Below are 26,661 nucleotides of genomic sequence, written 5' to 3'. Positions count from 1 at the left end.
CTCCTCGTTCCCTCGCGTGCCCACGCCGGGCCCCTGAGCGAGGAGAGCTGCAAGGCTCGACGAGCGGCCCGGCCGGATGCCGATACAAGGCTGGTACAATCGGGGGCGTGACAAGCGCCCGTGATTGCGCTATCTGATCGGCATCCAACGGAGGGTTGCAGTATGAGAAACGGGATCCAGTCAGAGCTCGCCTGAGCCGGACCGAACCCCGTGTGGCGGTCCTTTGTGCACCGCCTTCCCATATCGCATTCCGCTGGAAACTCACCGCCATGTTCCGTTTCTTCGAAAATCTCGTCGATCCCTTCGCGCCCTATGAAGAGCGTGATGCCCCGCCCACGCGGCTTTTTGCCTTCATCCGCGATTATGTGCGGCCGTTCCGGGCCGTCTTCGTCTTCAGCACCCTGTGCAAGGTTCTGGTGGCGGGATCGGAGATCCTGCTCATCTGGTATCTCGGGCGCATCGTCGACCTCCTTGGCCGCGAGCGCCCGGCCGAGCTTCTGGCCAATCACGGCACGGAATTTGCCGTCGCGGCCTTCCTCGTCCTGATCGCAAGGCCGGTCGTGTCGGCGTTCGATACCGCACTTCTCCACAACACGATCCTGACCAATCTTGGGGCGCTGGTCCGCTGGCGGGCGCACAAGCATGTGCTGCGCCAGCCCGTCGGCTGGTTCGAGAATGACTTCGCCGGCCGCATCGCCAACCGCATCATGCAGACCCCGCCCTCGATGGGCGACGCGGTCTTCCAGATGCTCGATTGCGTCGCCTTCGCGCTGACGAGCGTCGTCGGCGCCTCGATCCTCCTGATCGGCGCCGACGCGCGGCTCTTCATCCCGCTTGCGGTCTGGATCGTGTTTTACCTCGCGCTGCTCAGATGGACCGCAAAGCGGATCGGACCGGCGTCGAAGGCCTCGTCCGATGCGCGCTCGACCGTCACGGGCCGGGTGGTGGACAGCTATACCAACATTCATTCGGTCAAGCTTTTCGCTCATGACGACCGCGAGGTCGATTATGCGGGCGAGGCGATCCGGGCCTTGCGCGAGCGGTTCATCGCCGAGATGCGGCTTGTCACCAGGATGGACGTGATGCTGACGGCGCTGAACGCCTGCCTGATTGTCATGCTCACCGGCCTTGCGATGAAATTCTGGCTCGATGGCAGCGCCAGCACCGGCGCTGTCGCCGCGACCACGGCACTGGTCCTGAGGCTCACCAGCATGACCTATTGGGTGATGTGGGCGACATCGAACCTGGTCGAGGCGCTCGGCGTCATTTCCGAAGGAATGGAGACCATCGCCCAGCCGGTGGGCCTGACCGACGTGCCCGGCGCACCGGACCTGACGCTGACCGAGGGGCGGATCGCGTTCGAGGAAGTCTCGCATCATTACGGGCGCGGTTCGGGTGGGATCGACCGGATCAGCCTGACGATCCAGCCGGGCGAGAAAATCGGCCTCATTGGCAGGTCGGGTTCCGGAAAATCCACGCTCGTGAAGCTGCTTCTGAGATTCTACGACAGCGAGGGCGGCCGGATCCTGATCGACGGGCAAGACATTGCGCAGGTCCGGCAGGCGAGCCTCAGGGCGCGGATCGGCATGGTGCAGCAGGACAGTTCGCTCCTCCACCGGTCGGTGCGCGACAACATCCTCTACGGCCGCCCCGAGGCAAGCGAGGCGGAAATGATCGCGGCGGCCGAACGGGCCGAGGCGCATGGGTTCATCCAGACCCTGCGCGACCCGGAGGGGCGCACCGGCTATGACGCGCAGGTGGGTGAACGCGGCGTGAAATTGTCGGGCGGCCAGCGCCAGAGGGTGGCGATTGCTCGCGTGATCCTGAAGGACGCACCGATCCTCGTCCTCGACGAGGCGACGAGCGCGCTCGACAGCGAGGTCGAGGCCGCGATCCAGGACACGCTTTATGGCGTGATGGAGGGCAAGACGGTCATCGCCATCGCCCACCGCCTGTCGACCATCGCGCGGATGGACCGGATCGTCGTGCTGGACGACGGCCGCATCGCCGAGGAAGGCACGCATGCCGACCTTCTGAACAGAGGCGGGCTTTACGCCCGCTTCTGGGAGAGGCAATCTGGCGGCTTCATCGGAACCGGGGATGCGGAGGCGGCCGAGTGAGGCGCGGGCAAAATTCTTCGAAGAATTTTGCAAAGATTTTTTCAAAAAATCTTGGTCCCGCCCGACCCGCAGCGCCCTGCACAGGAGATGGCTGAGTGAGACGGCTCTGGACGATCGATGCTTTCCTGCCCGCGGATGGAGCGCCGCCGCGCACGCTCGGGCGGTTCTTCCTCTGGTGCCTCGCGGGCTCCTGGGCCCCGCTTCTGGTCGCAACGTTCCTGTCCGCGCTTGCGGGCGTGATGGAAGTGATCACCGCCGATTTCCTCGGCCGCGTGGTCGATGTCGCGACGAGCGCCGAGGCGGCCACGGTTTTTCGCGATCACTGGCAGCTCTTCACCACCTTCGGCTTCTTCCTGATCATCTTGCGGCCCCTGGCCTTCGGCCTCTCGTCGGCCTCGAACTCGGTCATCGTCCAGCCGAACGTTCTGCCGCTCGTCCTGTCGCGGCTCCATCGCTGGACCATGGGCCATGCCGTCACCTTCTTCGACAATGACTTCGCAGGCAGGATTGCGCAAAAGCAGATGCAGGCCGCCCGCGCCGTCACCGATGTGGCGTCGGAGACGATCAATACCGTGGCCTTCGCGCTTGCCACCCTGATCGGCTCGGCCCTCTTCCTTCTCACCATCGACGGCGTGGTCGCCGTCGGGCTCACACTCTGGATCATTGTCTATATCGGCCTGATCTGGGCCTTCCTGCCGAAGATCCGCGTCAAATCGAAGGACCGCGCCGGGGCGCGGGCGATGGTCACCGGTCAGGTCGTGGACACGATCACCAATATCAAGACCGTCAAGCTCTTCGCCCATGCCGATCACGAGGATCGCGCCGCCCTGGGCGCGATGGAGGTCTTCCGCACCTCGGCGCTCGACTTCGGCCGTCTCTCGGCCTTGTTCCGCCTCGCGCTGATGACGCTCGCCGGAACGCTGCCGCTTCTCCTCATCGGCGGCACGCTGCTTCTGTGGTCGAAGGGGCAGGCGAGCCCTGGCGATATCGCGGCGGCGGGCACAATCTCGATCCGGATCGCGCAGATGACCGGTTGGGTGTCGTTCGCACTGATGTCGATCTATGCCTCGGTGGGTGAGGTCGAGGATGGGATGCGCACCCTGACCCCGCCGCACGCCCTGACCGACGCGGCGGGTGCCGCAGACCTCGGCCGCGTGACGGGCGAGGTGCGGTTCGACGATGTGACCTTCGCCTATGGGCGCGAACGGGGCGGGATCGACCATGTGACGCTGACGATCGGGCCGGGCGAGAAGCTTGGTATCGTCGGCGCCTCCGGGGCGGGAAAGTCGACCCTCGTGGCACTGCTTCTCAGGCTCTACGACACCGAAAGCGGGCGGGTTCTGGTCGATGGTCGCGATGTGCGCGGCGTGACGCAGGAAAGCCTGCGCCGCCAGATCGCCATGGTCACCCAGGAAACCGCGATGTTCAACCGCTCGGCCCGCGACAATATCCTCTACGGCCGACCCGACGCGACCGAGGCAGAGCTGCTGGCGGCGGCGCGGGCGGCAGAGGCGGACGAGTTCATCCCGAACCTCGAGGATCACAAGGGCCGCAAGGGCTATGAGGCCCATCTCGGCGAACGCGGCGTGAAACTGTCGGGCGGCCAGCGCCAGCGCATCGCGCTCGCCCGCGCTTTCCTCAAGGACGCGCCGATCCTTGTGCTGGACGAGGCGACATCGGCCCTCGACAGCGAGGTCGAGGCGCAGGTGCAGGCGGCTTTGCACCGGGTGATGCAGGGCAAGACGGTTCTGGCCATCGCCCACCGCCTGTCGACCATCGCCGAGATGGACCGGATCGTGGTTCTGGATCATGGCCGCATCGTCGAGGAAGGCGGCCACGCGGCGCTTCTGGCGAAAGGCGGGCTCTACGCCCGTTACTGGAGCCGCCAGTCGGGCGGCTTCCTCGGCACGGAAGAGGCGGCGCAGTGAGAGTGACGATCGACCGGCTCGGCCATCTGGGCGACGGGATCGCCGCAGGTCCCGTCTATGTGCCGCGCGCCCTGCCGGGCGAAGTGGTGGAAGGCGAGGTCAGCGACGGGCGCATGGACGCGCCCGCCATCGTCACCCCCTCGCCAGACCGCCGCCGCGCGCCCTGCCCGCACTACGCGGCCTGCGGCGGCTGCGCGCTGATGCATGCGACTGACAGTTTCGTCGAAGGCTGGAAGGCCGATGTGGTGCGCGCCGCCCTTGCCGCGCAGGGCCTTGCCGCGCCGATCCGCGCCATCCATACCTCGCCCGAACGGTCGCGCCGCCGCGCCACGTTTTCCGGCCGGAGGACGAAGAAAGGCGCGATCGTCGGCTTCCACGGCCGCGCCTCGGGCACCTTGGCCGACCTTTCCGACTGCCACCTGGTGCTGCCGTCGATCACCGCCCTTTTGCCCGCCCTGCGCGAGCTGACCATCGCGGGCGGCTCGCGCAAGGGCGAGATGGCGCTGACCGTCACCGCGACCGAGGCGGGCGCGGATGTGGCGGTCACGGGCGGCAAGCCGCTGGAGCCCGCGCTTTTTACCGACCTCGCCGCAATCGCCGAGCGCGCCGACCTCGCCCGCCTGACCTGGGAAGGCGAGCCCGTCGCCGCCCGCCGCCCCGCGACCCAGCGTTTCGGGGGCACGCTCGTCGAGCCGCCTTCGGGGTCGTTCCTGCAGGCGACGCGCGAGGGCGAGGCGGCACTCCTCGCTGCGGCACGGGCGGCGCTCGGCGGCGCAAGCCGGATCGCCGATCTCTTTTCCGGTGCGGGCACCTTCTCGCTGCCGCTCGCGGCGGCGGCAGAGGTTCATGCCGTCGAATCCGAACGCGCGATGCTTGCAGCACTCGACCGCGCCGCGCGCCATGCCCGGGGCCTGCGCCGGATCTCCACCGAGGCGCGCGACCTCTTCCGCCGCCCGCTTCTGCCCGACGAGATCGACCGGTATGATGCGATCCTCCTCGACCCGCCCCGCGCGGGCGCCGAGGCGCAAGTGTCTGAAATCGCGGCCTCCCGGACAAGAACCGTTGCCTATGTCTCCTGCAACCCGGTCAGCTTCGCCCGCGACGCGCGGATATTGTCAGACGCGGGCTTCACGCTCGACTGGATCGAGGTGGTGGACCAGTTCCGCTGGTCGACCCATGTCGAGCTGGCCGCCCGCCTGACGCGCACCGGCCTCACGAAAGCCTGAGCCTTCGCCCCTTCCCGAGCGTCCCCGCGCCGTGTAAGAGGCGGAAAAAGGGATAGGGGCAGCATGACTTTCCTCCGCGTCGTTTTTCTTCTGGCCACGCTTGCGGTCGTGGGTTCCTGCGGCGGCAGCAAGTTCCGCAGCTACAACGGCCCCGACGTCACCGCGATCGTGGTGCACAAGGCCGACCGGCGCATGTATCTTCTGCATGGCAATGAGGTGCTGAAGAGCTACGAGATCGCGCTTGGCGGCAATCCGGTGGGTGACAAGCAGTTCGAGGGCGACCTCAAGACCCCCGAAGGCACCTATTTCATCGACCGCCGCAATCCCAAAAGCAGCTATCACCTGTCGCTCGGCATCTCCTATCCGAACAATGCCGACCGGGCCGAGGCGGCAGCACTCGGCAAGAAGCCGGGCGGTGACATCTTCATCCACGGCCGCGCGGGCAAGAACCGCGGCTTCGGCCCGGACTGGACGGCGGGCTGCATCGCGGTCAAGGACCGCGAGATCGAGGAGATCTATGCGATGGTGCGGGTCGGCACGCCGATCTTCATCAAGCCCTGACCGCGACCGGGTCCTCAGCGAAGAGAAGCGAAGCGCACGATGAGCGGCCCGTTAGAGGTTCAGCTGCCGGTGACGAGAGTCCACCAGAGCTTGCCTGAGGGTTCCTGGAACCAGGAAAAACCGACCTTCACCGCATTCGGATCAAGGATCACGCCGCGCGTATCGGCAACCTGCATCCAGGCGGCAAGCGTCTCGCGCTCGTTTTCGTAGGTCTCCGAGATATTCTCGCCCAGCATCTTGCCGGGATAGCCGGTGCGCTGGACCCTCAGAAGCGGCGAGGACCCGTCGGACCCGAAATGCCAGGGCCGGTTCTGCAGATGCATGTCGCGCGAATGGGTCGCCGCGGCGGCAGTCAACTGGGCGTCGAGCGTCAGGGGCGCAATCCCCTTGGCCGACCTGAGCGCATTGATCGAATCGACCATCGAATAGGTCACGCGGCCCACATCGCCCGGCCCGATCACATAGGCCTGGGGCACCGCGCGCCCGTCGGGGGCAAGCTGCACCTGCCCGGTCTGGCAGGCCGCAAGCATCAGGACCGCGGCGAGAACGGCGGAAAAAGGCTTGTTCATCGGAAGAAGGCTCCCACTCTATCGCCCGTGCTTTACAGTTTCGCCAAACGGTGTTCAAACGCCAAATCGCCGGGATGGGCGGTCTCTCGCGCAGGCGTGACTTGCGCGAACCGCCCCTGACGGGCAGAAACGACATGGGCCGATGGCGCGATCCCGGCGGCCCCAACCGGCAAACGGAGAGATGAGGCAATGCGTTCAGACGGAAAAGAGCTGAGCCGCCGCGCGCTTCTGGGCGGGGCTGCGGCACTCGCGGCGGGCAGCCTCGCGGCACCCGCGCTCGCGCAGGCGGTCAATGACGGCACGACCGAGTTCGAGCAGGACCTGAGCAACAATATCCGCCATAATATCTCGAGCTTCCGCTCGCTCGAATGGCAGCCCTATTTCGCCAACCTCGCGAAGGGTGCGATCCTCGTCGACATCACCTCGCGCGCCCTGCATTACTTCAGCGAGGATGGCGCGACCTACCGGCTCTATCCCTGCTCGGTCGCGCTGTCGGAGGAGCTGACGCGTCGCGGCCGGACGCAAGTGGTGGAAAAGGTCGTCAAGCCGACCTGGCGCCCGACGCCGGAGATGCGCGAACGCAATCCCGAATGGCCCGCTGTCGTCGAGGGCGGCGATCCGACGAACCCGCTCGGGCCCCTCGCGCTTTATCTCGGCTGGCAATATTACCGCATCCACGGCACGCATGACACGCGCAAGATCGGGCGGCGGTCGTCGAACGGCTGCGTTGGGCTATACAACGAACATATCACCGAGCTTTTCAGCTTCGCCAAGGTCGGCACGCAAGTTCTGCTGATCTGACCTGTTGCCGAATTGACATGCGCGCCCGCCGCACCGAGGGCGGCCGCGAAAAATCCGCTTGAAAAGTTCCGCATGCCCGGCTCAACCTGTGGCCGAGGGACAGACATCGCCCCGGTCGTTCCGGTTCACACCAACGGGGCACATATGGAGATATTCATGAAGAAGTTTGCGCTTGCTGCTGCCGTTACGCTCGCAGCAACTTCGGCTTTCGCCGGCGGCATGTCCGATCCGATCACCGAACCGGAAGTCATCGAGACCACCACCTCGTCCTCGGCCGGCGGCATCGTGGTTCCGCTGCTCGTCCTGCTGCTCGTCGCCGCGGCGGCCAGCAACTGATCAAGGCTTCCGGATCGGTTTCTGCGCCGGTCCGAAACCAATCGCCGGGGGCCCATGTCCCCGGCGCATGACTCGCCCGCTGCCACCGGGCGTTTTGGGTGCCGGAGCGTTTTTCCGGCGTGGCGATCCGAATCAAATAGTTACCCGACCCGGCCGGTCTTCCGGGAGAGGTTTCCCGCCACCCTGGCACCCCGAAATCCGGGCGCCGGAAGTGTTGCTATTTTGACGAAGCTCGCGAAAGCTTTTCGCGCGACCGCACAACGGGTGTTGCACATATCCCTCACTTCGCGCTAGTCGGCGTAACGAGGTAACCAAAATTGCCCCAGTTATCCTCAGATGAATCCCTGCTGGGGCGCGGATGGAGACATAGTCAAATGAAGAAAATCGCGCTTGCTGCCGCCCTCACCCTGGCTGCCACCTCGGCTTTCGCCGGTGGCATGGCTGAGCCGGTCATGGAAGAAACCGTTGTCGAAGCGAAGTCGGCGTCGTCGTCGGCTGGCGGCATCGTTGTTCCGCTGCTCGTTCTCCTGCTCGTTGCGGCCGCTGCCAGCAACTGATCAGTTCTGATCTTTCAGAAGGAAAAGGCGACGCACCGCGTCGCCTTTTTCTTTTTCAGGGCATCGGCGCGGGCGGCTCGTCGGGCCTGACAGCCCTCCTTGCCGAAGAGGGCTGAAAGGCCCGATGAGGCGCCCGGCCGCGCCGCTTTCAGACCCAGCCGGACAGGTTTTCGGCGATGATCGCCGACAGGGCGGCAATATGCGCCTCCCCGTCGTTCAGGCAGGGGATATAGGTGAAGCTCTCGCCGCCCGCATGCAGGAAAGCCTCGCGGATCTCGCCCTGAATCTCCTCCAGCGTCTCGATACAATCCGCCGCGAAGGCCGGTGAGATCACCGCGATCCGCTTCTTTCCCGCCCGCGCCAGTTCCGCCACATGTTCGACCGTATAGGGCTTCAGCCATTCCTCCGGCCCGAAGACCGACTGGAAGGTCGTCTCGATCGAGCCCCTGTCCCATCCCAGCCGCTCCCGCAGAAGCCGCGTCGTCTTCTGGCACTGGCAATGGTAGGGATCGCCCTCCAGCAGATAGCGTTTCGGCATGCCGTGATAGGAGGCCACCAGCACGTCCGGCCGGTGGTCGAGGCCCGCATAGGCGGTCTCGACCGAGGCCGCGAGCGCGTCGACATAGAGCGGATTGTCGAAATATTCCGCCACCGTCCGGGCGGCAGGCTGGCGCTTTTCCTTCATCAACGCCCGGAAGAACTGATCATTCGCGGTGGCAGATGTCGCCCCCGCATAGTGCGGATACAGCGGGAAGAAGAGGATCTTCTCACAGCCCGCCGCCACCATCCGCCGCACCACGCTCTCGGTCGAGGGATTGCCGTAGCGCATGCAGAACTCCACCATCACCCGGTCGCCCCAGCGCGCCGCAGCCTTGGCCCGCAGTGCCTCGGTCTGGTCGCGGGTGATCGTCAGCAGCGGGCTTTCGTTCCGCTCATGGTTCCAGATCGACTGGTAATCCCGCCCCTTGGCCTTCGGCCGCTTCGACAGGATGATCAGCTGCAGGATCGGCTGCCATTTCCAGCGCGGATAGTCGATCACCCTCCTGTCGGACAGGAACTCCGACAGATAGCGCCGCATCGACCAGTAATCATAGCCGTCCGGCGTGCCGAGATTGGCCAGAAGCACGCCCACGCGCGCGGGCGGCAGCGCCGGATGGTCGGCGGGGGCATGGGGAAGGGGTCGGGTCGCGTCTGTCATCGGCTTCCTGAATCGTTCGGTGGCTCGGTCGGTCTAGTCTTCAACGGGTTTCAGCGCATCGGCCAGCCGCGCCACGGCCGAACCGGGGCGCAGCGGTTTCTGCTGGCTTTCATGCGGCGCCCAGCCGGTGAGGAACATCAGTTCCATCGTCGCTGCAATGCGACCATCCGGCGCGGGAAAATGCGTGGCATAAACCTTCTCGGCCTCGCGGAGCACCGCAGGCGGCAAGGTCCGGCGCGCCCGGGCGGCCAGCGCATTGCCCTCGCCCATCGCCCTCAGATCGGCGGCAAGATGACGGATCGTCCGATAGCTGACCGACAGACCCACCACATCGGCGACCGGCAGCGCCAGCCCCGCCCGCGACAGAAGCCCGCCCAGATCGCGCACCTCCGCCATCGGCAGGACGCGTGGCGTGAGACCCCCGGTCACCGCCGCCTCCGCCTCGGCAAGGCTCGTGCGCAGTTCATGCAGCGTCCGTCCACCCGGCGCGACGGCAAGGAACAGGCCGTCCGGCCTGAGCGCGCGCGCACACTGGATCACCTGCCCGACCGGATCGGCGGCCCAATGCAGCGCCATCGCATGGATCACCAGATCATGCCCGCCGGGTGCGAAGTCCAGCACATCGTCATCGGCCACCACCCGCGCCCCCGGCACCGCAGCGGCCCAGATTTCCGGCCAGCCGCTCACGATCGCGGGCGTCGTAAACCGTCTGTTAACCAATCCGAGCCTTTCCTGAATCTCGGCAAGGGCCTCGTCATGCAGGAAGGTCGCCGGGCCTGTTCGACGCGCACGGGCGCGGTTGCGCCCAAGGGCGGCGCGGTCGGTCAGGGCGGGCGGCATGGGTGCGGACATGGGCTGCGACCATAAGGGACGGACATGGGATTAGAAAGTGCGCTCCGCCTCGTCTTTCCGCCCGCCTGCGCCTCTTGCGGGGCGCCGGTCGCGGAAGAATTCGGCCTCTGCCCCACCTGCTGGCGCGACACGGGCTTCATCGGCGGCCTCGTCTGCGACCGCTGCGGCACGCCCCTGCCGGGCGAGGATGAGGGCCGAGCGGAATATTGCGACGATTGCCTGACCATCGCCCGGCCGTGGGAACGGGGCCGCGCCGCGATCCTCTACCGCGACAAGGGCCGCCAGATGGTGCTGGCGCTGAAGCACGGCGACCGGCTGGACCTCGTGCGCCCGATGGCAGGCTGGCTCGCCAACTGCGTCCGCCCGATCCTCGTGCCAGACATGCTCATTGCCCCCATTCCGCTCCACTGGACGCGGCTCCTCCGCCGCCGCTACAACCAGTCGGCGCTCTTGTCGCGGGCGCTGGCGCGGAAACTCGGGCTCGACCATTGCCCCGACCTTCTGATCCGCGCCCGAAAGACCGACAGTCAGGAGGGCAAGGACCGCGACACGCGCTTCAGGAACCTTCAGGGTGCGATCCGCGCCCATCCGCGCCGCCGCGCCCGCCTCTCTGGCCGCCATGTGCTTCTCATCGACGATGTGATGACCTCGGGCGCAACCTTCGCCGCAGCAGCCGATGCCTGCCTTGCCGCCGGGGCCGCTCACGTTTCCGTTCTGGCGCTGGCGCGCGTTGCGAAGGACGCCTAAATCCCTATAGTCACGCCGAACCAAGGGATCCGCCATGCCGCGCGTCGAAATCTACACCAAGGGCTACTGCCCCTATTGCCACGCCGCCAAGGCGCTTCTCTCCCGCAAGGGCGTGGCGTTCGAGGAGACCGATATCGGCCGCGACCCCGGCCGCCGGGCCGAGATGATCCAGCGCGCGCAGGGCCGCACCACCGTGCCGCAGATTTTCATCGACGGCGTGCATGTCGGCGGGTCGGACGATCTGCATGCGCTCGACCGGGCGGGCAAGCTCGACCCGATGCTCGCGGCCTGAGCGGATGCGCGCGGCCCTTCTTCAGCTTTCGGTCTCTGACGATCCGGCAGCGAACCTGCCGGTCACCGTCAGCATGGTGCGCGAGGCGGTGAAGGGCGGCGCGGGTTTCGTGCTGACGCCCGAGGTGACGAACTGCCTGTCGTCCGACCGCGCCCACCAGCGCCGCGTCCTGCGCCATGAAGAGGCGGACGAAACCCTCGCCGCACTCCGCGAGGAGGCGCGGGCCGCTGGCATCTGGCTCCTGATCGGCTCGCTCGGGCTTTTGACCCAAGACGCGGACGGGCGTTTCGCCAACCGCTCGTTCCTGATCGCGCCCGACGGATCGGTCGCGGCGCGCTACGACAAGATCCACATGTTCGACGTGGACGTGTCCGAGACGGAACAGTACCGCGAATCCTCAGGCTACAGGCCCGGCACCCGGGCGGTCCTGGCCGAGACACCCTTCGCCAAGATCGGCCTGAGTGTCTGCTACGACGTGCGCTTCCCCCAGCTCTACCGCCGCCTCGCCCAGGCGGGGGCAGAGATCCTGACGGTCCCCGCCGCCTTCAACGACACGACGGGTGCGGCGCATTGGGAAAGCCTCCTGCGCGCCCGCGCCATCGAGACCGGCTGTTTCGTGCTGGCCCCGGCACAATGCGGCACCCATGCGGCCCACAACGGCAAACCCCGCCGCACTCATGGCCATTCGCTCGCCGTGGCGCCCTGGGGAGAGGTTCTGGCCGACGGCGGCACCGAGCCGGGCGTGACATTCGTCGATCTCGACCTTTCCCGGGTCGCGACGGCCCGCGCCCGCGTGCCCTCGCTCAGCCACGACCGCCCATTCGAGGGGCCGTGATGGCTGACCCGACCGAATCCCTTGCCGTCACGCTTTTCTCCGAGGTCTTCACCGCCGACCAGCTGGCGCGGAACCGCCTATCGAAGATGCTGCCGAAAGGCATGGAAATCTCGCATTTCGCCGTGCTCAACCACCTCGCCCATGCCGGGGGAGAGAAGAGCCCGGCCCAGCTCGCCGACGCCTTCCATGTGACGCGCGGCGCGATGACCAACACGCTTTCGAAACTCGAATGGGCAGGTCATGTCCATATCCGCCCCGACTGGGACGATGCGCGGCGCAAGTTCGTCTCGATCAGCCCCTCGGGCCGCGCCGCCCGCGATGCGGCGCTGGCCGCCGTCGCCCCGGTGATCGGCGATGTCGTCCGCTCGATCGGGGTCGAGAAAGTGCGCGCGGCGCTCCCCGTTCTGCGCGACCTGCGCCTGCGTCTGGAGGAAGAGTAGCGAGGGGCTGTCTGCCCCTCGCGCTCCCCGAGGATATTTGGACCAGAGTGAAAGGAGCGCCTTCAGTCTGGCCCAGATAGCCCGAGGGTCGTTCGTTGGCGCGCCCTTTGTCCGAGCGCCAATGGACGACGTTGCGGCGGCTCAGCGACGCACGCTCGCCGTCACGTAATTGACCGAAAGGTCGCGGTCCGACACCGACCATTGCCAGCTGACCGGGTTGAAGACAAAGCCCTTGCGGTCCACCGGATCGAGACCGGCCGTGCGGATCAGCCCGTACAGCTCCTCCGGCGTGATGAATTTCTGCCAGTCATGTGTGCCCTTGGGCAGCCAGCGCATTACCCATTCCGCGCCGATGATGGCGGCGAGGAAGCTTTTCGCGGTGCGATTGAGCGTCGACATGACCATCAGCCCACCCGGTTTCAGAAGGTCGCGGCAGGTGGTGGTGAAACCCTGCGGGTCGGCCACATGTTCGACGATCTCCATCGCCAGAACCACGTCGAAGGCCTCGCCGCCCGCGGCCAGCGCCTCCGCCGTCGTATGGCGATAATCGATGGTCAGGCCCGATTGTTCGGCATGTAGCCGCGCGACCGGGATATTCCGTTCCGCCGCATCGGCGCCCACGACCGTCGCCCCAAGCCGCGCCATCGGTTCCGACAGAAGCCCGCCACCGCAACCGATGTCGAGAAGCCGCAAGCCCTCGAACGGGCGGGGCGCGGTCAGGTCGCGGCCGAACTCGGCGGCGATCTGGGCGCAGATGTAATCCAGCCTGACCGGGTTCATCATGTGCAGGGGCCTGAACTTGCCGCTGACATCCCACCATTCGGCCGCCATCGCCTCGAACTTGGCAATCTCGGCGGGGTCGACGGTATTGAGGCTCATCGGTCTTCTCCGGGTGGCGGGGCACTTCGAAGGCTTATATAGTCCAATCATGGATCGCACCGCAGGGCAAAAACGCGCAGGGCTGGGGGGGCTGACGCTTTACCCCCAGATCGAGCCGTTCGACCGGCGGATGATCGCCGTGCCGGGCGGACATGAGATCTATGTCGAACAATGCGGCCATCCCGAGGGCCAGCCGGTCGTGGTGCTGCATGGCGGCCCGGGCGGCGGCACCTCGCCCGCAATGCGGCGCTATTTCGACCCGGCCCATTACCGGATCGTGCTTTTCGACCAGCGCGGCTGCGGGCGCTCCCGCCCCCATGCCTCGGTCGAAGCGAACACGACCTGGGACCTCGTCGCCGATATCGAGCGCATCCGCACCGACCTTGGCATCGATAGATGGGCGGTCTTCGGCGGCAGCTGGGGCGCGACACTCGCCCTTCTCTATGCCGAGACACACCCGGACCGGGTCAGCCACCTGATCCTGCGCGGCGTCTTCCTGATGATGCAGCGCGAGCTTGACTGGTTCTATGGCGGCGGCGCGGGCGCCTTCTGGCCCGACCTCTGGCAGCGCTTTTCCGGGATGATCCCGGACGAGGAGCAGGGCGACCTAATCGCCGCCTATCACCGGCGTCTTTTCTCCGGCGACTTCGTCGAGGAGACGCGCTTTTCCCGTGCCTGGGTCGGCTGGGAAAACGCGCTCGCCTCGATCGAAAGCGATGGCCAGACCGGCGAGGCCCCGCCCGATTATGCCCGTGCCTTCGCGCGGCTCGAGAATCACTATTTCCTCAACAAGGGCTTTCTGGAGGAAGACGGCCAGATCCTGCGCGACCGCGCCCGGATCGAGCATATCCCCGCAATCATCGTGCAAGGCCGCCACGACATGATCTGCCCGCCGCTCTCGGCCTTCCAACTATCCCAAGGCTGGAAAAAGGCCGACCTCCGCCTGATCCCCGCCGCCGGTCACGCCCTGTCGGAAACCGGCATCAGCGCAGAACTGGTGCGAGTGATGGATGGGTTGCGGTAGCGTGAAAGGGGCGCGGCCGTGACGGATTCGCATCGATCCCAGCCGTCCAGAACAGATGTGCGCATCGCACGAATGTGCCTGTTGCTCTTGCTCGCGGGTGGCGCGCCTACCTGCACCGTGCAACCGGATACGCCGGAGCCAGAACGCCTTTCACTTCGAATAGTGTCTGTCCAACCTGCAACGCGTGAAGACGATTCCTTTACGCGCTACCGGCTGAATATCTCACTCGATAATCTAACCGATCGGGATTTCTGCCTGCTCTATCGCTTTGATGCCGGTGACGGTGAAGAAGCCAGGGCGCTGGCTCTCGGACGGCAAGGATTGGCAGCCCTGGAGATCAAGCTGCCGTCGGGCGAATTTGTTGCGCCTTTGACAGGGTTTCCTGATACCGCCTTTGAAGATCAACAAAAGATCGCCAGATACGGGTTGAAGCGGGTGAAGGCGAACAGCGCCGCTGAAGGAACCGTCCTGATATCTGACGAGGAACGGAATCTTGATGGGAGAAGCGCGCGTTATCGTGTCGTAACGGAGGGGTTCTGGTGCGATGCCGCCGAGCAAGCGGGTCTGAAGGCGCCGTTTACCTTCGATGAGGTCAACCGTCACTTGGTTGAGGACCACCCGCGAGAAGACAGCCGACCTGCGCTGCTAGCCCTGCGGCCCAGCGACGAGGTATTCTTGGAGTCGCGTCCCACCCGCAAGCTATATGTCGAGCCTGCCGATCTCTGATCCGCAGATTCACTCCTTGCAGACTCGGGTCCTTTCCCCTATATCGCCACTCAACAGAGGCGCTGCGGGGTCCAAACTCGCAGCCCACCGGAAAGTGCGGCGGGCCCTCTGGCCCGCTTTTTGTTTTGGAAGCTACCCGATGACCGACCTCATCGCGAAAACCGCCATCGACCGGCGCCTGGCCGAGATCGTCACCCCCGTCATCGAAGGGCTGGGGTACGAGCTGGTGCGCATACGTCTGATGGGCGGCAACACCAAGACCCTGCAGATCATGGCCGACCGTCCCGCGGGCGGGATCGACGTCGATGATTGCGGCAAGATTTCCACCGCTGTCTCTGCCGTTCTCGATGTCGAGGACCCGATCGAGGATGCCTATACGCTCGAAGTCTCCTCGCCCGGGATCGACCGGCCGCTGACCCGGCTGAAGGATTTCGACCTCTGGGCCGGGTACGAGGCGCGGATCGAGACATCCGAGATGATCGACGGGCGCAAGCGCTTCAAGGGCATGCTGCGCGGCACCGAGGGCGACGAGGTGCTGATCGAGATCGAGGAAGGCACGATCGGGCTCCAGTTCGACTGGCTCGCCGATGCGAAACTCGTCCTGACCGACGAATTGATCACCGAAATGCTGCGGCAGAAGAAGGCCACCGAACAGGTGGACGAAGCCCAGTTCGACCATATCGAAGAACATACTTCCGAGGAGGAGTGAATGGCCATCACCTCAGCCAACCAGCTGGAGCTTCTGCAGACCGCTGAAGCGGTTGCGCGCGAAAAGATGATCGACCCGGATCTGGTGATCCAGGCGATGGAGGAAAGCCTCGCCCGCGCGGCGAAGTCCCGCTACGGCTCGGAAATGGATATCCGCGTGGCGATCGACCGCAAGACCGGCCGCGCCAGCTTCACCCGCGTGCGCACCGTGGTCGAGGATGATGCGGTCGAGAATTACCAGGCCCAGCTGACCGTGGCGCAGGCCAAACAATATCTCGACAATCCTGCCGTCGGCGACACGATCGTCGATGAGGTGCCCCCCGTCGATCTTGGCCGTATCGCGGCGCAGTCGGCCAAGCAGGTCATCCTGCAGAAGGTCCGCGAAGCGGAACGTGACCGCCAGTTCGAGGAATTCAAGGACCGCAAGGGCACGATCATCAACGGCGTCGTCAAGCGCGAGGAATACGGCAATATCATCGTCGATGTCGGCCGGGGCGAAGCCATCCTGCGCCGCACCGAAAAGATCGGCCGCGAAAGCTATCGCCCGAACGACCGGATCCGCGCCTATATCAAGGATGTCCGCCGCGAGGCCCGTGGCCCGCAGGTCTTCCTGTCCCGCACCGACCCGCAATTCATGGCGGAACTCTTCAAGATGGAAGTGCCGGAAATCTACGACGGCATCATCGAGATCAAGGCCGTCGCCCGCGATCCGGGGTCCCGCGCCAAGATCGGCGTCATTTCCTATGACAATTCGATCGACCCCGTGGGCGCCTGCGTCGGCATGCGCGGCAGCCGCGTTCAGGCGGTGGTGAACGAGCTTCAGGGCGAAAAGATCGACATCATTCCGTGGAACGAGGATCAGGCGACCTTCCTCGTCAACGCGCTGCAGCCGGCCGAAGTGTCCAAGGTCGTGATCGACGAGGAAGGCGGCAAGATCGAGGTCGTGGTCCCCGACGGCCAGCTTTCGCTCGCCATCGGCCGCCGTGGCCAGAACGTGCGCCTCGCCTCGCAGCTCACCGGCCTCGACATCGACATCATGACCGAGCAGGAAGAAAGCGAACGCCGCCAGGCCGAATTCGCCGAGCGCACCAAGCTCTTCATGGACAGCCTCGACCTCGACGAATTCTTCGCCCAGCTTCTGGTGTCCGAAGGCTTCACCAGCCTTGAGGAAGTGGCTTATGTCGACATGGACGAACTTCTGTCGATCGAAGGGGTCGACGAAGGCACGGCGGAAGAGCTTCAGGCCCGCGCCCGCGACTTCATCGAGGCGCAGAACAAGGCCGCGCTGGAAAATGCCCGCGCCCTCGGCGTCGAGGACAGCCTGGTTGAATTCGAGGGCCTGACACCCCAGATGGTCGAGGCGCTCGCCAAGGACGGGATCAAGACGCTCGAGGATTTCGCGACCTGTGCCGACTGGGAACTGGCGGGCGGCTGGACCACCGTGAACGGCGAGCGGGTGAAGGACGAAGGGCTTCTGGAGAAGTTCGATGTCTCGCTCGAAGAGGCGCAGACCCTCGTGATGACCGCGCGCATCCAGCTGGGCTGGGTCGATCCGGCCGAACTGGAAAGCGCGGACGGCGAGGAAGAGACCGAAGAGGAAGCCGAGGCCTGATGACACGCGGCGGCGCCGAGAAATTGCGGGAAGACCCCGAACGGCGCTGCGTCGTGACCGGCGAGGTGCAGCCGAAGGCTGGCCTCGTCCGCTTCGTCCTGTCGCCGGACGGGATCGTCACGCCGGACCTCGCGGGCAAGCTGCCCGGGCGCGGTGTCTGGGTGACGGCCTCGCGCGCCGCGATCGACAAGGCGGGGCAGAAGGGCCTCTTCGCCCGGGGCGCGAAGGCGCCCGCGAAAGTGCCCGAAGGGCTCGCCGACCTTGTCGAGGCCGGGCTCGCGAAACGGGTGGTCGAGCTTATCTCGCTCGACCGCAAGGCGGCAAAGGCGGTCTGCGGCTTCGAGAAGGTCAAGGACTGGCTGGCCGAAGGGCGCGCGCGCGTGCTCCTGCAGGCCTCCGACGGGTCGGAGCGCGGCAAGGGCAAGCTCTGGACGCCCGAGGGGGGCAGATGGTTCGGATGCCTTACGTCCAATGAACTTGGGCAGGCTTTCGGGCGGGATTCGGTCATTCACGCGGCGCTTGGCGCTGGTGGTTTGGCCAAGCGTGTTGTAGAGGAAGCCGCGAAACTAAACGGCTTGCGGCAAAGCACGGCGGACGATCCGCCGGGAAAGAACTGAGACCGGCATGAGCGATACGGACAGCAAGAAACCCTTGGGCCTCGGCGGCGCCCGCCCCGGACAGGTGAAGCAAAGCTTCAGCCACGGGCGGACGAAGGCTGTCATCGTCGAGACGAAGAAGAAGAAGATCGTCGTGACGAAGCCCGGCGCGGGTCCTGCTGCCGCTGGCGGTGGCGCGTCGCTTGGCGGCGATCCCTCGCGCCGTCCCGCAGGCATTTCCGATGCCGAGATGGAACGCCGCCTGAAGGCGCTGCAGGTCCACAAGGCCCAGGCCGCCGAAGACGCCGCCCGCCGCGAGGCCGAGGAGCGCGCGCGCGAGGAAGACCGCGAGCGTCGCCGCGCCGAGCTTGAGGAAAAGGAACGCGCCGAGCGCGAGCATCAGGATCTTCTGCGCCAGAAGGCCGAGGAAGACGAGCGTCGCGCCAAGGAAGCCGCCCGCGAGGCGGCCGAGCAGCGCGAGGCCCGCCGTCAGGAAGTGCTGGGCACCAGGCCCGCCAGCCGGGCGAAGCCCGCGCCTGCCACAAAGCCTGCCGCCGCAGGGGCCGCCCCGGCCGATCCGGCCGCCGCCGAGGCCGCCGCGTCGCGCGCTGCGACCAAGGGCGTCGCGACCACGGGTCCGCGCAAGACCGACCGCGAGCGCGACGAGCGCGGCGGTGGCGATGCGCGCGGCAAGGCTGCCCGCGGCGACGAAGGCCGCCGCACCGGCAAGCTGTCCCTGTCAGAGGCGATGAACGGCGAAGGCGGCCGCCAGCGCTCGCTCGCCGCGATGAAGCGCAAGCAGGAAAAGGCCCGGCAGAAGGCGATGGGCTTCGGCCACAAGGCCGAAAAGCAGTCGCGCGACGTGCAGCTCCCCGAAACGATCGTCGTCTCGGAACTGGCCAACCGCATGGCCGAACGGGCGGCCGATGTCGTGAAGTCGCTCATGAAGATGGGCATGATGGTGACGATGAACCAGGCGATCGACGCCGACACGGCGGAACTGGTGATCGAGGAGTTTGGCCACCGCGCCGTCCGCGTTTCCGACGCCGACGTGGAGCAGGTCATCGACACCGTCGAGGACAAGGTCGAAGACCTCGAGTCCCGCCCGCCGATCATCACGATCATGGGCCATGTCGACCACGGCAAGACCTCGCTTCTCGACGCGATCCGCCATGCGAATGTCGTGTCGGGCGAGGCGGGCGGCATCACCCAGCATATCGGCGCCTATCAGGTGAAGACCGATTCCGGCGCGATCCTGACCTTCCTCGATACGCCCGGCCACGCCGCCTTCACCTCGATGCGGGCCCGTGGCGCGCAGGTGACCGATATCGTGGTTCTGGTCGTGGCCGCCGACGATGCCGTCATGCCGCAGACGGTCGAGGCGATCAATCACGCCAAGGCTGCCAAGGTGCCGATGATCGTCGCCATCAACAAATGCGACAAGCCCGACGCGAACCCGCAGAAAGTCCGGACCGACCTTCTGCAGCACGAAGTGGTGGTCGAGGCCCTGTCGGGCGATGTGCAGGATGTCGAGGTTTCGGCCAAGACCGGCAAGGGGCTCGACAGCCTGCTTGAAGCCATCGCGCTGCAGGCCGAGATCCTTGAACTCAAGGCCAACCCGGGCCGCGCGGCGCAGGGCGCGGTGATCGAAGCCAAGCTCGATGTCGGCCGTGGCCCGGTGGCGACCGTGCTCGTTCAGCACGGCACGCTGAAGCAGGGCGATATCTTCGTTGTCGGTGAACAATGGGGCAAGGTCCGCGCGCTCATCAACGACAAGGGCGACCGGGTGAAGGAAGCCGGTCCCTCGGTTCCGGTCGAGGTGCTGGGCCTCAACGGCACGCCCGAGGCGGGCGACGTCCTGAACGTCGTCGAGACCGAGGCACAGGCCCGCGAAATCGCCACCTACCGCGAGAAGGCGGCAAAGGACAAGCGCGCCGCAGCCGGTGCGGCGACCACGCTGGAACAGCTGATGGCCAAGGCCAAGGCCGACCAGAATGTCGCCGAACTGCCGGTGGTGGTTAAGGCCGACGTGCAGGGTTCTGCCGAGGCGATTGTTCAGGCTATGGAAAAAATCGGCAACGACGAAGTCCGGGTCCGTGTCCTGCATTATGGCGTGGGCGCGATCACCGAATCGGACATCGGCCTGGCCGAAGCCTCGAACGCGCCGGTCATCGGCTTCAACGTCCGCGCCAACGCGCCCGCGCGCAATGCCGCCAACCAGAAAGGCGTCGAGATCCGCTATTACTCGATCATCTACGATCTGGTCGACGATATCAAAGCCGCCGCTTCCGGCCTTCTCAAGGCCGAGGTGCGCGAGAATTTCATCGGCTATGCCAAGATCCTCGAGGTCTTCAAGGTGTCGGGCGTCGGCAAGGTCGCGGGCTGCCTTGTCACCGAGGGCGTCGCGCGCCGCTCGGCGGGCGTGCGCCTGCTGCGCGACAACGTCGTGATCCACGAGGGAACCTTGAAAACCCTCAAGAGATTCAAGGACGAAGTGAAGGAAGTGCAGTCCGGTCAGGAATGCGGCATGGCCTTCGAGGCCTATGACGATATCCGTCCGAACGATGTGATCGAGATCTTCGAGCGCGAAGAGATCGAGCGGAAACTGAACTGACGAAAATGGGGGCGGAAACGCCCCCATTTCATTTCTTCCAGTGCAGTTGGCCTGTTGTCGTCAGGCGGCTTTCTTCTGGACGGGAAATCCTTCGAACAGGCGGTCGCCCACCCGGACAAGGATCTTGCCGTTATCCAGCTGCCGCTCGAACGTGCCCTGTACCTGCACGCAGCTGCCGAGAGTGATGGTGCGCAGCATCCCTGATTCCCCTGTTGTGGGCTGCCGAGAGTGTAAGTCCGCCATGCTTGCCTGCCAGTTAACGAACCTGAGATCAGGCTGACACAAATTCTTCGCTTTGCAAGTGTGAATTGTGGCGGGAATCGAAAAAGATTCTACCCTGAGTGGTATCAGCCGCAGACCTCAGAGCCAGTCGCGCAGGATCGGGATCAGCGGCAGGTCGGCGGGCGGCATCGGATAGTCCTTCAGATCCTTCGCACGCACCCAAGCAAGGCGCTGGCCCTCATGCGGTTGCGGGGTGCCCTGCCAGCGGCGGCAGGCGAACAAGGGCATCAGAAGGTGGAAATCCTCGTAACTGTGGCTCGCGAACGTCAGGGGCGCGAGGCAGCTTTTCCAGGTGTCGATGCCCAGCTCCTCCTTCAGCTCGCGAATGAGGCAGGCCTCGGGCGTCTCGCCCGGTTCGACCTTGCCGCCGGGAAATTCCCACAGGCCCGCAAGCGACTTGCCTTGCGGCCTCTGGGCCAGAAGCACGCGGCCGTCGGCATCGATGAGCGCGACGGCGGAGACGAGCAGAAGCTTCATCTGCCGCGAGCCGGGGGTTTCACACCCCCGGACCCCCGTGAGGTATTTGGGCCAAGATGAAGATCAGGAGCGGTAATCGGCATTGATCGCGACATAGCGGGCGGTGAGGTCGCAGGTCCAGACCGTGCGTTTCGCGCGGCCAAGGCCGAGGTCGACGGCGATGATCAGGTCGGACCGTTTCATGTAGGCGGCGCCATCCTCTTCCCGGTAAGAGGGCGCGCGCCAGCCTTTTTCGGCCACGAGAATATCGCCGAAGCGGATCGTCAGCCGGTCGCGGTCGGCCGCAGCGCCGGATTTGCCGATAGCCGCGACGATGCGGCCCCAGTTCGGATCCTCGCCCGCGACCGCAGTCTTGACGAGCGGCGAATTGGCAATGGCGAAGGCGGCGCGGGCGGCATCGTCGTCTGTGGCCGCGCCGGTGATCCGCACTTCCACGAACTTGGTCGCCCCTTCGCCGTCGCGCACCACCTGCTGGGCGAGCGACAGCATCACGCCCTTCAGCGCCGCCTCGAAGGCTTTCGCCACCTCGCCCTTCACCTCGGCCGCCGGGCTTTGGCCGGTGGCGGCGACCAGAAGCGTGTCGGAGGTCGATGTGTCGCTGTCGACGGTGATCGAGTTGAAGGTGGCGCCCACATGGCGCGACACCATCTTCTGCAAGCTGGCCTGCGGGATCTTCGCGTCAGTGAAGATATAGACCAGCATCGTCGCCATGTCGGGCGCGATCATGCCCGAGCCCTTGGCGATGCCGGAAATATGGATCGCGCCGCCCTCGCCCTGCACGGTTGCCGCCGCGCCCTTGGGGAACGTGTCGGTCGTCATGATCGCGCGGGCGGCCATCTCGACCGCATCTGCATCGAGCCGCGCCACGAGATCGGGTATCTTCGCGGTGATCTTCCCGTGCGGCAGAGGCTCGCCGATCACACCGGTCGAGGAGGAATAGATGCGCGTGATGGGCAGGCCGAGCGCCTCTGCAACCGCGCCGGTCACCGCCTCCATCGCCTCGTCCCCCACCTTGCCGGTGAAAGCGTTGGAATTGCCGGAATTGACGATGATCGCCGCGCCCTCGCCCGAGGCGCCTTTCAGCGCGAGCTTCGCCTGGCAATCGCGCACGCAGGCGGACCGGGTGGTGGACTTCGTGAAGGCGCCCGCGATCACCGTGCCGGGGGCGAGGCGGACGAGCATCACATCCTTGCGGTCCTGGTATTTCACCCCCGCCTCGACGGCGGCGAATTCGGCGCCGGCGATCGAGGGCAGGGCGGGGAAACTTTCCGGCGCCAAGGGCGAGACGGGTTTCGCCGCCTTCGCCTTGGCAGCGGGGGCGGCGGGTGCCGCCTCCAGCCGTGATTTCAGCTTGGCGACCTTGGCCTTGAGTTTCTCGACCCTGGCCTTCCAGTCCCTGTCACTCTTGCCCATGGCGCCCGCCCTTTCCCGTCTCGGTTACTCAGCCGCGTCGAGCAGCTCGACCTTCTTCAGGATCGTCGGATCGATCCCTTCGCTGTTGCGAACCACATTGGCGCCCTCGGTCAGTTCCTTCACCCGCGCCTCGACGGCGGCCTGGCGCAGGTCGCCCTCAAGTTCCGCCTTCACATCCTCGAACTTCGGTGCCTCGGCGACGCGCACATCGTTCAGCTTGATGATATGCCAGCCAAAGTCGGTCTGCACCGGGTCGGAAATCTTGCCCTTTTCCAGCGCCACAACCGCGTCCTCGAAGGGCTTCACCATCATGCCAAGGCCGAACCAGCCAAGATCGCCGCCATTCGCAGCCGACCCCGGATCCTGCGACTTTTCCTTGGCGATCGCGGCGAAATCGCCGCCCGCGTCGAGGTCAGTCTTGATGGCCTTTGCCTCTTCCTCGGTCGGCACGAGGATATGATCGGCATCATATTCCTTCGACGGCTCCGCACTCACATATTTTTCGTCGTAAAGCTTCTGCAGCGCCTCGTCGGTCACCGCCGAGGCGGCCGCCGCATCAAGCACGGTCGCCGACAGGTAAGACCGTTTCTGGTTCTCGATCATCAGAAGGTCGAGGTTCTTCGGCGCCTTTTCCGCTTCCTGCGCCAGCGCGGTCTGCTGGATCAGCTGTTCCAGCACGCCGTTGAACAGAACCTCGTCGGGCAGCGCCTTGTATTGTTCGGGCAGCGCCTCGCGCGCCGCGATCAGATGGCCGAGCGTGATGTCTGTGCCGTTCACCGTCGCGATCACCGTTGCCGCCGTCGGCTCCTCGGCGCGGGCGGGCGCCGCGAGCGTCAGTGCCGCAAGGGCAACCGACAGGAAAAGGCCGGATTTCATCATTCTCACACGCTCCTGATGGGTCGCAAACCCTTGCGACGTTGACTATCGGGGGGCAGCCGCTTACATCGCCTGAAGCCTCGAACGGCCCCGCCCGCCCGGTTTCTGCGCCTATCTAGGCCTGAGGGCAATCCGCGGCAAGGCCGATCTCGGCAGGATATCGCGCAACCCGAGCGGAGAGAAAATGCTGGGTCTTGGAACAATCGCACGGAAGGTCTTCGGCACGCCGAACGACCGCAAGGTCAAATCCGTGCGCCCGCTCGTCGAAAAGATCAACGCGCTGGAGCCGGAGTTCGAAAAGCTTTCGGACGAGGGGCTGAAGGCAAAGACCGCCGAACTGAAGGCGCGCGTTCAGGGCGGCGAAAGCCTTGAAAAGGTCCTGCCCGAAGCCTTCGCCAACTGCCGCGAGGCGGCGAAACGCGCGCTTGGCCTTCGGGCCTTCGATGTGCAGCTGATGGGCGGCATTTTCCTGCATCAGGGCAATATCGCCGAAATGCGCACCGGCGAGGGCAAGACGCTGGTCGCGACCTTCCCGGCCTATCTGAACGCGCTTTCGGGCAAGGGCGTGCATGTCGTCACGGTGAACGATTATCTCGCCAAGCGCGACGCCGACTGGATGGGCAAGGTCTATGCCGCGCTCGGCATGACAACCGGCGTCGTCTATCCGTTCCAGGGCGATCAGGAAAAGCGCGAGGCCTACCGCGCCGACATCACCTATGCCACGAACAACGAGCTTGGCTTCGATTACCTGCGCGACAATATGAAGGGGTCGCTCGAGGAAATGGCCCAGCGCGGCCATAATTTCGCGATCGTCGACGAGGTGGATTCGATCCTGATCGACGAGGCACGCACGCCGCTCATCATCTCCGGCCCCTCGCAGGACCGGTCGGAATTGTACAACACGCTCGACAAGTACATCCCCGAACTGCAGCCAGACCATTACAAGGTCGATGAAAAGACCCGCAACGCCACCTTCACCGAGGATGGCAACGAATATATGGAAAAGCGCCTGCAGGCCTCGGGCGTCCTGCCGGAAAGCCAGACGCTCTACGATCCGGAATCGACGACCATCGTCCATCACGTGACGCAGGCCTTGCGCGCTCACAAGCTCTTCCAGCGCGACCAGCATTATATCGTGCGTGACAACGAGGTGATCCTGATCGACGAGTTTACCGGCCGCATGATGAAGGGGCGCCGCCTGTCGGACGGCCTGCATCAGGCGATCGAGGCGAAGGAAGGCGTGCGGGTCCAGCCAGAGAATGTGACGCTCGCCCAGGTTACCTTCCAGAACTATTTCCGCCTCTATGACAAGCTTGCCGGCATGACCGGCACGGCGGCGACAGAGGCCGAGGAATTTGCAGAAATCTACCGGCTTGGCGTCGTCGAAGTGCCCACAAACCGCCCGGTCGAGCGCAAGGACGACCACGATCAGGTCTACCGCACCGCGCGCGAGAAATACGAGGCGATCATCCAGCGCATCCAGAAGGCGCATGAGAAGGGCCAGCCGATCCTCGTCGGCACCACCTCGATCGAGAAATCCGAGATGATTTCCGAAATGCTGAAGAAGGAAGGCATTCCGCACAATGTGCTGAACGCCCGCCAGCATGAACAGGAAGCCAAGATCGTCGCCGACGCGGGCAAGCTGGGCGCCGTGACCATCGCCACCAACATGGCGGGGCGCGGCACCGACATCAAACTCGGCGGCAATGTCGAATTCAAGGTGATGGAGGCGATCGCCGCCGACCCCGAGGCCCATCCCGACGAGGTGCGCGCGCGCATCGAGGCCGAACACAAGGCTGACGAGGATGCGGTGAAGGCGGCAGGGGGCCTCTTCGTTCTGGCGACCGAACGCCACGAAAGCCGCCGGATCGACAACCAGCTGCGCGGCCGGTCCGGCCGCCAGGGCGACCCGGGGCGGTCCTCCTTCTACCTTTCGCTCGAAGATGACCTCATGCGCATCTTCGGGTCCGACCGGCTGGACAAGGTTCTGTCCACGCTCGGCATGAAGGAAGGCGAATCGATCGTTCACCCCTGGGTCAACAAATCGCTCGAACGCGCGCAGGCGAAGGTCGAAGGCCGCAACTTCGACATCCGCAAGCAGCTTCTGAAGTTCGACGACGTGATGAACGACCAGCGCAAGGCGATCTTCGGCCAGCGCATGGAGATCATGTCGACCGAGGATATCGAAGAGATCGTGCAGGACATGCGCCATCAGGTCGTTGACGATCTGGTCGACGAACATATGCCGCCGAAAAGCTATCCCGATCAGTGGGATACCGCCGGTCTGCGCGAAGCGGCGGCGCGGCAGATGAACCTCGACGTCCCCGTTGCCGACTGGGCGGCGGAAGAAGGCGTCGATCAGGATGCCGTGCGCGAGCGGCTTTACGAGGCCTCCGACAGGATGATGGCGGAAAAGACCGAGGCCTTCGGAACCGAGACCATGCGCCAGGTCGAAAAGCAGTTCCTGCTGCAGACCATCGACCAGAAATGGCGCGACCATCTGCTGACGCTCGAACATCTGCGCTCGGTCGTCGGTTTCCGCGGCTATGCCCAGCGCGACCCGCTGTCGGAATATAAATCCGAAGCCTTCCAGCTGTTCGAGAACCTTCTCGACGGCCTGCGTTCTGAAGTCACCCAGAAGCTTTCGCAGGTCCGCCCGATGACCGAGGAAGAGCAGCAGGCGATGATCCAACAGTTCCTTGCCCAACAGCAGGGCGCCCAACAGCAGGGCGCCCAGACGGCGGCCCAGCCGAAGGAACCGGCGCTGGCCGATGCCGCCCCGGCGGCGGCGCCCGCCGCCGCCCAGCCGCAGCCCGGACGCCGCGCCGGGTTCGACGAGGCCGACCCCGCGACCTGGGGCAATCCCGGCCGCAACGATCCCTGCCCCTGCGGCTCGGGCCAAAGGTTCAAGGCCTGCCACGGCCGCGTCGCCTGACCGGGCGCCGCGCGAACGGGCCGCTGAAGACGGCCCGTTCCTTCCACCATTGAGCCA

At 65.5% G+C, this 26,661-nt stretch carries 26 protein-coding genes; 18 read left to right on the top strand and 8 right to left on the bottom strand.

The features are described 5' to 3' along the window. The first annotated feature begins 269 nt into the window (after positions 1–269). From P0645_RS07125 to P0645_RS07110, 4 genes are all read left to right on the top strand, one after another. A complete protein-coding gene (locus P0645_RS07125; protein ID WP_284163889.1) occupies positions 270–2,120 on the top strand; it encodes an ABC transporter ATP-binding protein in 1,851 nt (616 codons plus the stop codon). 95 nt (positions 2,121–2,215) lie between these two features. Then, positions 2,216–4,048, top strand: a complete 1,833-nt coding sequence (locus tag P0645_RS07120; RefSeq protein WP_284163888.1) for an ABC transporter ATP-binding protein — start codon at positions 2,216–2,218, stop codon at positions 4,046–4,048. Further along, positions 4,045–5,274: a class I SAM-dependent RNA methyltransferase gene (locus P0645_RS07115; RefSeq protein WP_284163887.1), complete on the top strand. Its 1,230-nt coding sequence runs from the start codon at positions 4,045–4,047 to the stop codon at positions 5,272–5,274. The genes P0645_RS07120 and P0645_RS07115 overlap by 4 nt, the downstream gene beginning before the upstream one ends. Positions 5,275–5,337: 63 nt before the next feature. Next, entirely contained in the window at positions 5,338–5,835 is a 498-nt protein-coding gene (locus tag P0645_RS07110; RefSeq protein WP_284163886.1) for a L,D-transpeptidase family protein, read from the top strand. Between the two features lie 59 nt (positions 5,836–5,894). Here the strand turns inward: P0645_RS07110 and dalA are convergent, their stop codons facing one another. After that, entirely contained in the window at positions 5,895–6,404 is a 510-nt protein-coding gene (gene dalA, locus P0645_RS07105) for a divisome-associated lipoprotein DalA (protein ID WP_284163885.1), read from the bottom strand. Between the two features lie 189 nt (positions 6,405–6,593). Between dalA and P0645_RS07100 the strand changes: the two genes are divergently transcribed. The 3 genes from P0645_RS07100 (at position 6,594) to P0645_RS07090 (ending at position 8,098) form a co-directional block, all read left to right on the top strand. After that, on the top strand, positions 6,594–7,205 hold the full coding sequence (locus tag P0645_RS07100) for a L,D-transpeptidase (RefSeq protein WP_284163884.1): 612 nt from the start codon (positions 6,594–6,596) through the stop codon (positions 7,203–7,205). Between the two features lie 156 nt (positions 7,206–7,361). Further along, positions 7,362–7,541, top strand: coding sequence for a hypothetical protein (locus tag P0645_RS07095; RefSeq protein WP_284163883.1), 180 nt, complete (start codon positions 7,362–7,364; stop codon positions 7,539–7,541). 374 nt (positions 7,542–7,915) lie between these two features. Then, positions 7,916–8,098: a hypothetical protein gene (locus P0645_RS07090; RefSeq protein WP_284163882.1), complete on the top strand. Its 183-nt coding sequence runs from the start codon at positions 7,916–7,918 to the stop codon at positions 8,096–8,098. A 148-nt stretch (positions 8,099–8,246) separates the two neighbouring features. Here P0645_RS07090 and hemH read toward each other — a convergent pair whose 3' ends face one another. Together hemH and P0645_RS07080 are read right to left on the bottom strand one after the other, a co-directional pair. Further along, entirely contained in the window at positions 8,247–9,296 is a 1,050-nt protein-coding gene (hemH, locus tag P0645_RS07085; RefSeq protein WP_284163881.1) for a ferrochelatase, read from the bottom strand. 33 nt (positions 9,297–9,329) lie between these two features. Next, the gene (locus P0645_RS07080) at positions 9,330–10,148 is read right to left on the bottom strand and encodes a methyltransferase domain-containing protein (RefSeq protein ID WP_284163880.1); all 819 of its coding nucleotides are present in this window, start codon (positions 10,146–10,148) and stop codon (positions 9,330–9,332) included. A 24-nt stretch (positions 10,149–10,172) separates the two neighbouring features. On the opposite strand from P0645_RS07080, the gene P0645_RS07075 reads away from it, so the two are divergent. Genes P0645_RS07075 through P0645_RS07060 form a run of 4 tightly spaced genes read left to right on the top strand, consistent with a single transcriptional unit; the run spans position 10,173 to position 12,462 of the window. Beyond that, complete coding sequence (locus tag P0645_RS07075) at positions 10,173–10,895, top strand: ComF family protein (RefSeq protein ID WP_284163879.1); 723 nt, start codon at positions 10,173–10,175, stop codon at positions 10,893–10,895. A gap of 34 nt (positions 10,896–10,929) precedes the next feature. After that, a complete protein-coding gene (gene grxC, locus P0645_RS07070) occupies positions 10,930–11,187 on the top strand; it encodes a glutaredoxin 3 (RefSeq protein ID WP_284163878.1) in 258 nt (85 codons plus the stop codon). A 4-nt stretch (positions 11,188–11,191) separates the two neighbouring features. Next, a complete protein-coding gene (locus P0645_RS07065; RefSeq protein ID WP_284163877.1) occupies positions 11,192–12,022 on the top strand; it encodes a carbon-nitrogen hydrolase family protein in 831 nt (276 codons plus the stop codon). After that, the gene (locus tag P0645_RS07060) at positions 12,022–12,462 is read left to right on the top strand and encodes a MarR family winged helix-turn-helix transcriptional regulator (RefSeq protein ID WP_284163876.1); all 441 of its coding nucleotides are present in this window, start codon (positions 12,022–12,024) and stop codon (positions 12,460–12,462) included. The genes P0645_RS07065 and P0645_RS07060 overlap by 1 nt, the downstream gene beginning before the upstream one ends. A 141-nt stretch (positions 12,463–12,603) precedes the next feature. Here P0645_RS07060 and ubiG read toward each other — a convergent pair whose 3' ends face one another. Next, entirely contained in the window at positions 12,604–13,341 is a 738-nt protein-coding gene (gene ubiG / locus P0645_RS07055) for a bifunctional 2-polyprenyl-6-hydroxyphenol methylase/3-demethylubiquinol 3-O-methyltransferase UbiG (RefSeq protein ID WP_284163875.1), read from the bottom strand. Between the two features lie 49 nt (positions 13,342–13,390). Here ubiG and pip point away from each other — a divergent pair, with 49 nt between their 5' ends. The 6 genes from pip to infB all read left to right on the top strand — a co-directional run bounded on the left by pip (position 13,391) and on the right by infB (position 20,621). Then, entirely contained in the window at positions 13,391–14,365 is a 975-nt protein-coding gene (gene pip / locus P0645_RS07050; RefSeq protein WP_284163874.1) for a prolyl aminopeptidase, read from the top strand. Between the two features lie 18 nt (positions 14,366–14,383). Further along, a complete protein-coding gene (locus P0645_RS07045) occupies positions 14,384–15,091 on the top strand; it encodes a hypothetical protein (protein WP_284163873.1) in 708 nt (235 codons plus the stop codon). A 139-nt stretch (positions 15,092–15,230) separates the two neighbouring features. Then, complete coding sequence (rimP, locus tag P0645_RS07040) at positions 15,231–15,800, top strand: ribosome maturation factor RimP (protein WP_284163872.1); 570 nt, start codon at positions 15,231–15,233, stop codon at positions 15,798–15,800. Beyond that, on the top strand, positions 15,801–17,411 hold the full coding sequence (gene nusA, locus P0645_RS07035; protein ID WP_284163871.1) for a transcription termination factor NusA: 1,611 nt from the start codon (positions 15,801–15,803) through the stop codon (positions 17,409–17,411). It begins immediately after the preceding gene. Then, on the top strand, positions 17,411–18,028 hold the full coding sequence (locus P0645_RS07030) for an RNA-binding protein (protein ID WP_284163870.1): 618 nt from the start codon (positions 17,411–17,413) through the stop codon (positions 18,026–18,028). The genes nusA and P0645_RS07030 overlap by 1 nt, the downstream gene beginning before the upstream one ends. A gap of 7 nt (positions 18,029–18,035) precedes the next feature. After that, positions 18,036–20,621 (top strand): translation initiation factor IF-2, encoded by a 2,586-nt coding sequence (gene infB, locus P0645_RS07025; protein WP_284163869.1) that lies wholly within the window; start codon positions 18,036–18,038, stop codon positions 20,619–20,621. Between the two features lie 60 nt (positions 20,622–20,681). Here the strand turns inward: infB and P0645_RS07020 are convergent, their stop codons facing one another. The 4 genes from P0645_RS07020 to P0645_RS07005 form a co-directional block, all read right to left on the bottom strand. Beyond that, positions 20,682–20,819, bottom strand: coding sequence for a hypothetical protein (locus P0645_RS07020; protein ID WP_267633331.1), 138 nt, complete (start codon positions 20,817–20,819; stop codon positions 20,682–20,684). Between the two features lie 162 nt (positions 20,820–20,981). Further along, positions 20,982–21,380 carry an 8-oxo-dGTP diphosphatase MutT gene (gene mutT / locus P0645_RS07015; RefSeq protein ID WP_284163868.1) on the bottom strand — a complete coding sequence of 133 codons (399 nt, stop codon included), beginning with the start codon at positions 21,378–21,380 and terminating at the stop codon, positions 20,982–20,984. 63 nt (positions 21,381–21,443) lie between these two features. After that, complete coding sequence (gene argJ, locus P0645_RS07010; RefSeq protein ID WP_284163867.1) at positions 21,444–22,793, bottom strand: bifunctional glutamate N-acetyltransferase/amino-acid acetyltransferase ArgJ; 1,350 nt, start codon at positions 22,791–22,793, stop codon at positions 21,444–21,446. Between the two features lie 24 nt (positions 22,794–22,817). Continuing rightward, the gene (locus P0645_RS07005) at positions 22,818–23,672 is read right to left on the bottom strand and encodes a peptidylprolyl isomerase (protein ID WP_284163866.1); all 855 of its coding nucleotides are present in this window, start codon (positions 23,670–23,672) and stop codon (positions 22,818–22,820) included. A gap of 181 nt (positions 23,673–23,853) precedes the next feature. On the opposite strand from P0645_RS07005, the gene secA reads away from it, so the two are divergent. After that, complete coding sequence (gene secA, locus P0645_RS07000; protein WP_284163865.1) at positions 23,854–26,604, top strand: preprotein translocase subunit SecA; 2,751 nt, start codon at positions 23,854–23,856, stop codon at positions 26,602–26,604. Positions 26,605–26,661: the final 57 nt, after the last annotated feature.

This window comes from Frigidibacter sp. SD6-1, assembly GCF_030143255.1.
Taxonomy (GTDB): Bacteria; Pseudomonadota; Alphaproteobacteria; order Rhodobacterales; family Rhodobacteraceae; genus TMP-24.
This window is presented reverse-complemented; position numbering and strand designations above follow the sequence as displayed.

What these genes read in the sequence shown, in the direction of transcription:
- P0645_RS07060 (WP_284163876.1), top strand. Translation starts at nt 12,022, where the DNA reads ATGGCTGACCCGACCGAATCCCTTGCCGTCACGCTTTTCTCCGAGGTC.
- dalA (WP_284163885.1), bottom strand. Translation starts at nt 6,404, where the DNA reads ATGAACAAGCCTTTTTCCGCCGTTCTCGCCGCGGTCCTGATGCTTGCG.
- nusA (WP_284163871.1), top strand. Translation starts at nt 15,801, where the DNA reads ATGGCCATCACCTCAGCCAACCAGCTGGAGCTTCTGCAGACCGCTGAA.
- P0645_RS07080 (WP_284163880.1), bottom strand. Translation starts at nt 10,148, where the DNA reads ATGTCCGCACCCATGCCGCCCGCCCTGACCGACCGCGCCGCCCTTGGG.
- P0645_RS07100 (WP_284163884.1), top strand. Translation starts at nt 6,594, where the DNA reads ATGCGTTCAGACGGAAAAGAGCTGAGCCGCCGCGCGCTTCTGGGCGGG.
- P0645_RS07090 (WP_284163882.1), top strand. Translation starts at nt 7,916, where the DNA reads ATGAAGAAAATCGCGCTTGCTGCCGCCCTCACCCTGGCTGCCACCTCG.
- P0645_RS07030 (WP_284163870.1), top strand. Translation starts at nt 17,411, where the DNA reads ATGACACGCGGCGGCGCCGAGAAATTGCGGGAAGACCCCGAACGGCGC.
- argJ (WP_284163867.1), bottom strand. Translation starts at nt 22,793, where the DNA reads ATGGGCAAGAGTGACAGGGACTGGAAGGCCAGGGTCGAGAAACTCAAG.
- grxC (WP_284163878.1), top strand. Translation starts at nt 10,930, where the DNA reads ATGCCGCGCGTCGAAATCTACACCAAGGGCTACTGCCCCTATTGCCAC.
- pip (WP_284163874.1), top strand. Translation starts at nt 13,391, where the DNA reads ATGGATCGCACCGCAGGGCAAAAACGCGCAGGGCTGGGGGGGCTGACG.
- mutT (WP_284163868.1), bottom strand. Translation starts at nt 21,380, where the DNA reads ATGAAGCTTCTGCTCGTCTCCGCCGTCGCGCTCATCGATGCCGACGGC.
- secA (WP_284163865.1), top strand. Translation starts at nt 23,854, where the DNA reads ATGCTGGGTCTTGGAACAATCGCACGGAAGGTCTTCGGCACGCCGAAC.
- P0645_RS07075 (WP_284163879.1), top strand. Translation starts at nt 10,173, where the DNA reads ATGGGATTAGAAAGTGCGCTCCGCCTCGTCTTTCCGCCCGCCTGCGCC.
- hemH (WP_284163881.1), bottom strand. Translation starts at nt 9,296, where the DNA reads ATGACAGACGCGACCCGACCCCTTCCCCATGCCCCCGCCGACCATCCG.
- P0645_RS07125 (WP_284163889.1), top strand. Translation starts at nt 270, where the DNA reads ATGTTCCGTTTCTTCGAAAATCTCGTCGATCCCTTCGCGCCCTATGAA.
- ubiG (WP_284163875.1), bottom strand. Translation starts at nt 13,341, where the DNA reads ATGAGCCTCAATACCGTCGACCCCGCCGAGATTGCCAAGTTCGAGGCG.
- P0645_RS07020 (WP_267633331.1), bottom strand. Translation starts at nt 20,819, where the DNA reads ATGCTGCGCACCATCACTCTCGGCAGCTGCGTGCAGGTACAGGGCACG.
- P0645_RS07095 (WP_284163883.1), top strand. Translation starts at nt 7,362, where the DNA reads ATGAAGAAGTTTGCGCTTGCTGCTGCCGTTACGCTCGCAGCAACTTCG.
- infB (WP_284163869.1), top strand. Translation starts at nt 18,036, where the DNA reads ATGAGCGATACGGACAGCAAGAAACCCTTGGGCCTCGGCGGCGCCCGC.
- rimP (WP_284163872.1), top strand. Translation starts at nt 15,231, where the DNA reads ATGACCGACCTCATCGCGAAAACCGCCATCGACCGGCGCCTGGCCGAG.
- P0645_RS07005 (WP_284163866.1), bottom strand. Translation starts at nt 23,672, where the DNA reads ATGATGAAATCCGGCCTTTTCCTGTCGGTTGCCCTTGCGGCACTGACG.
- P0645_RS07065 (WP_284163877.1), top strand. Translation starts at nt 11,192, where the DNA reads ATGCGCGCGGCCCTTCTTCAGCTTTCGGTCTCTGACGATCCGGCAGCG.
- P0645_RS07110 (WP_284163886.1), top strand. Translation starts at nt 5,338, where the DNA reads ATGACTTTCCTCCGCGTCGTTTTTCTTCTGGCCACGCTTGCGGTCGTG.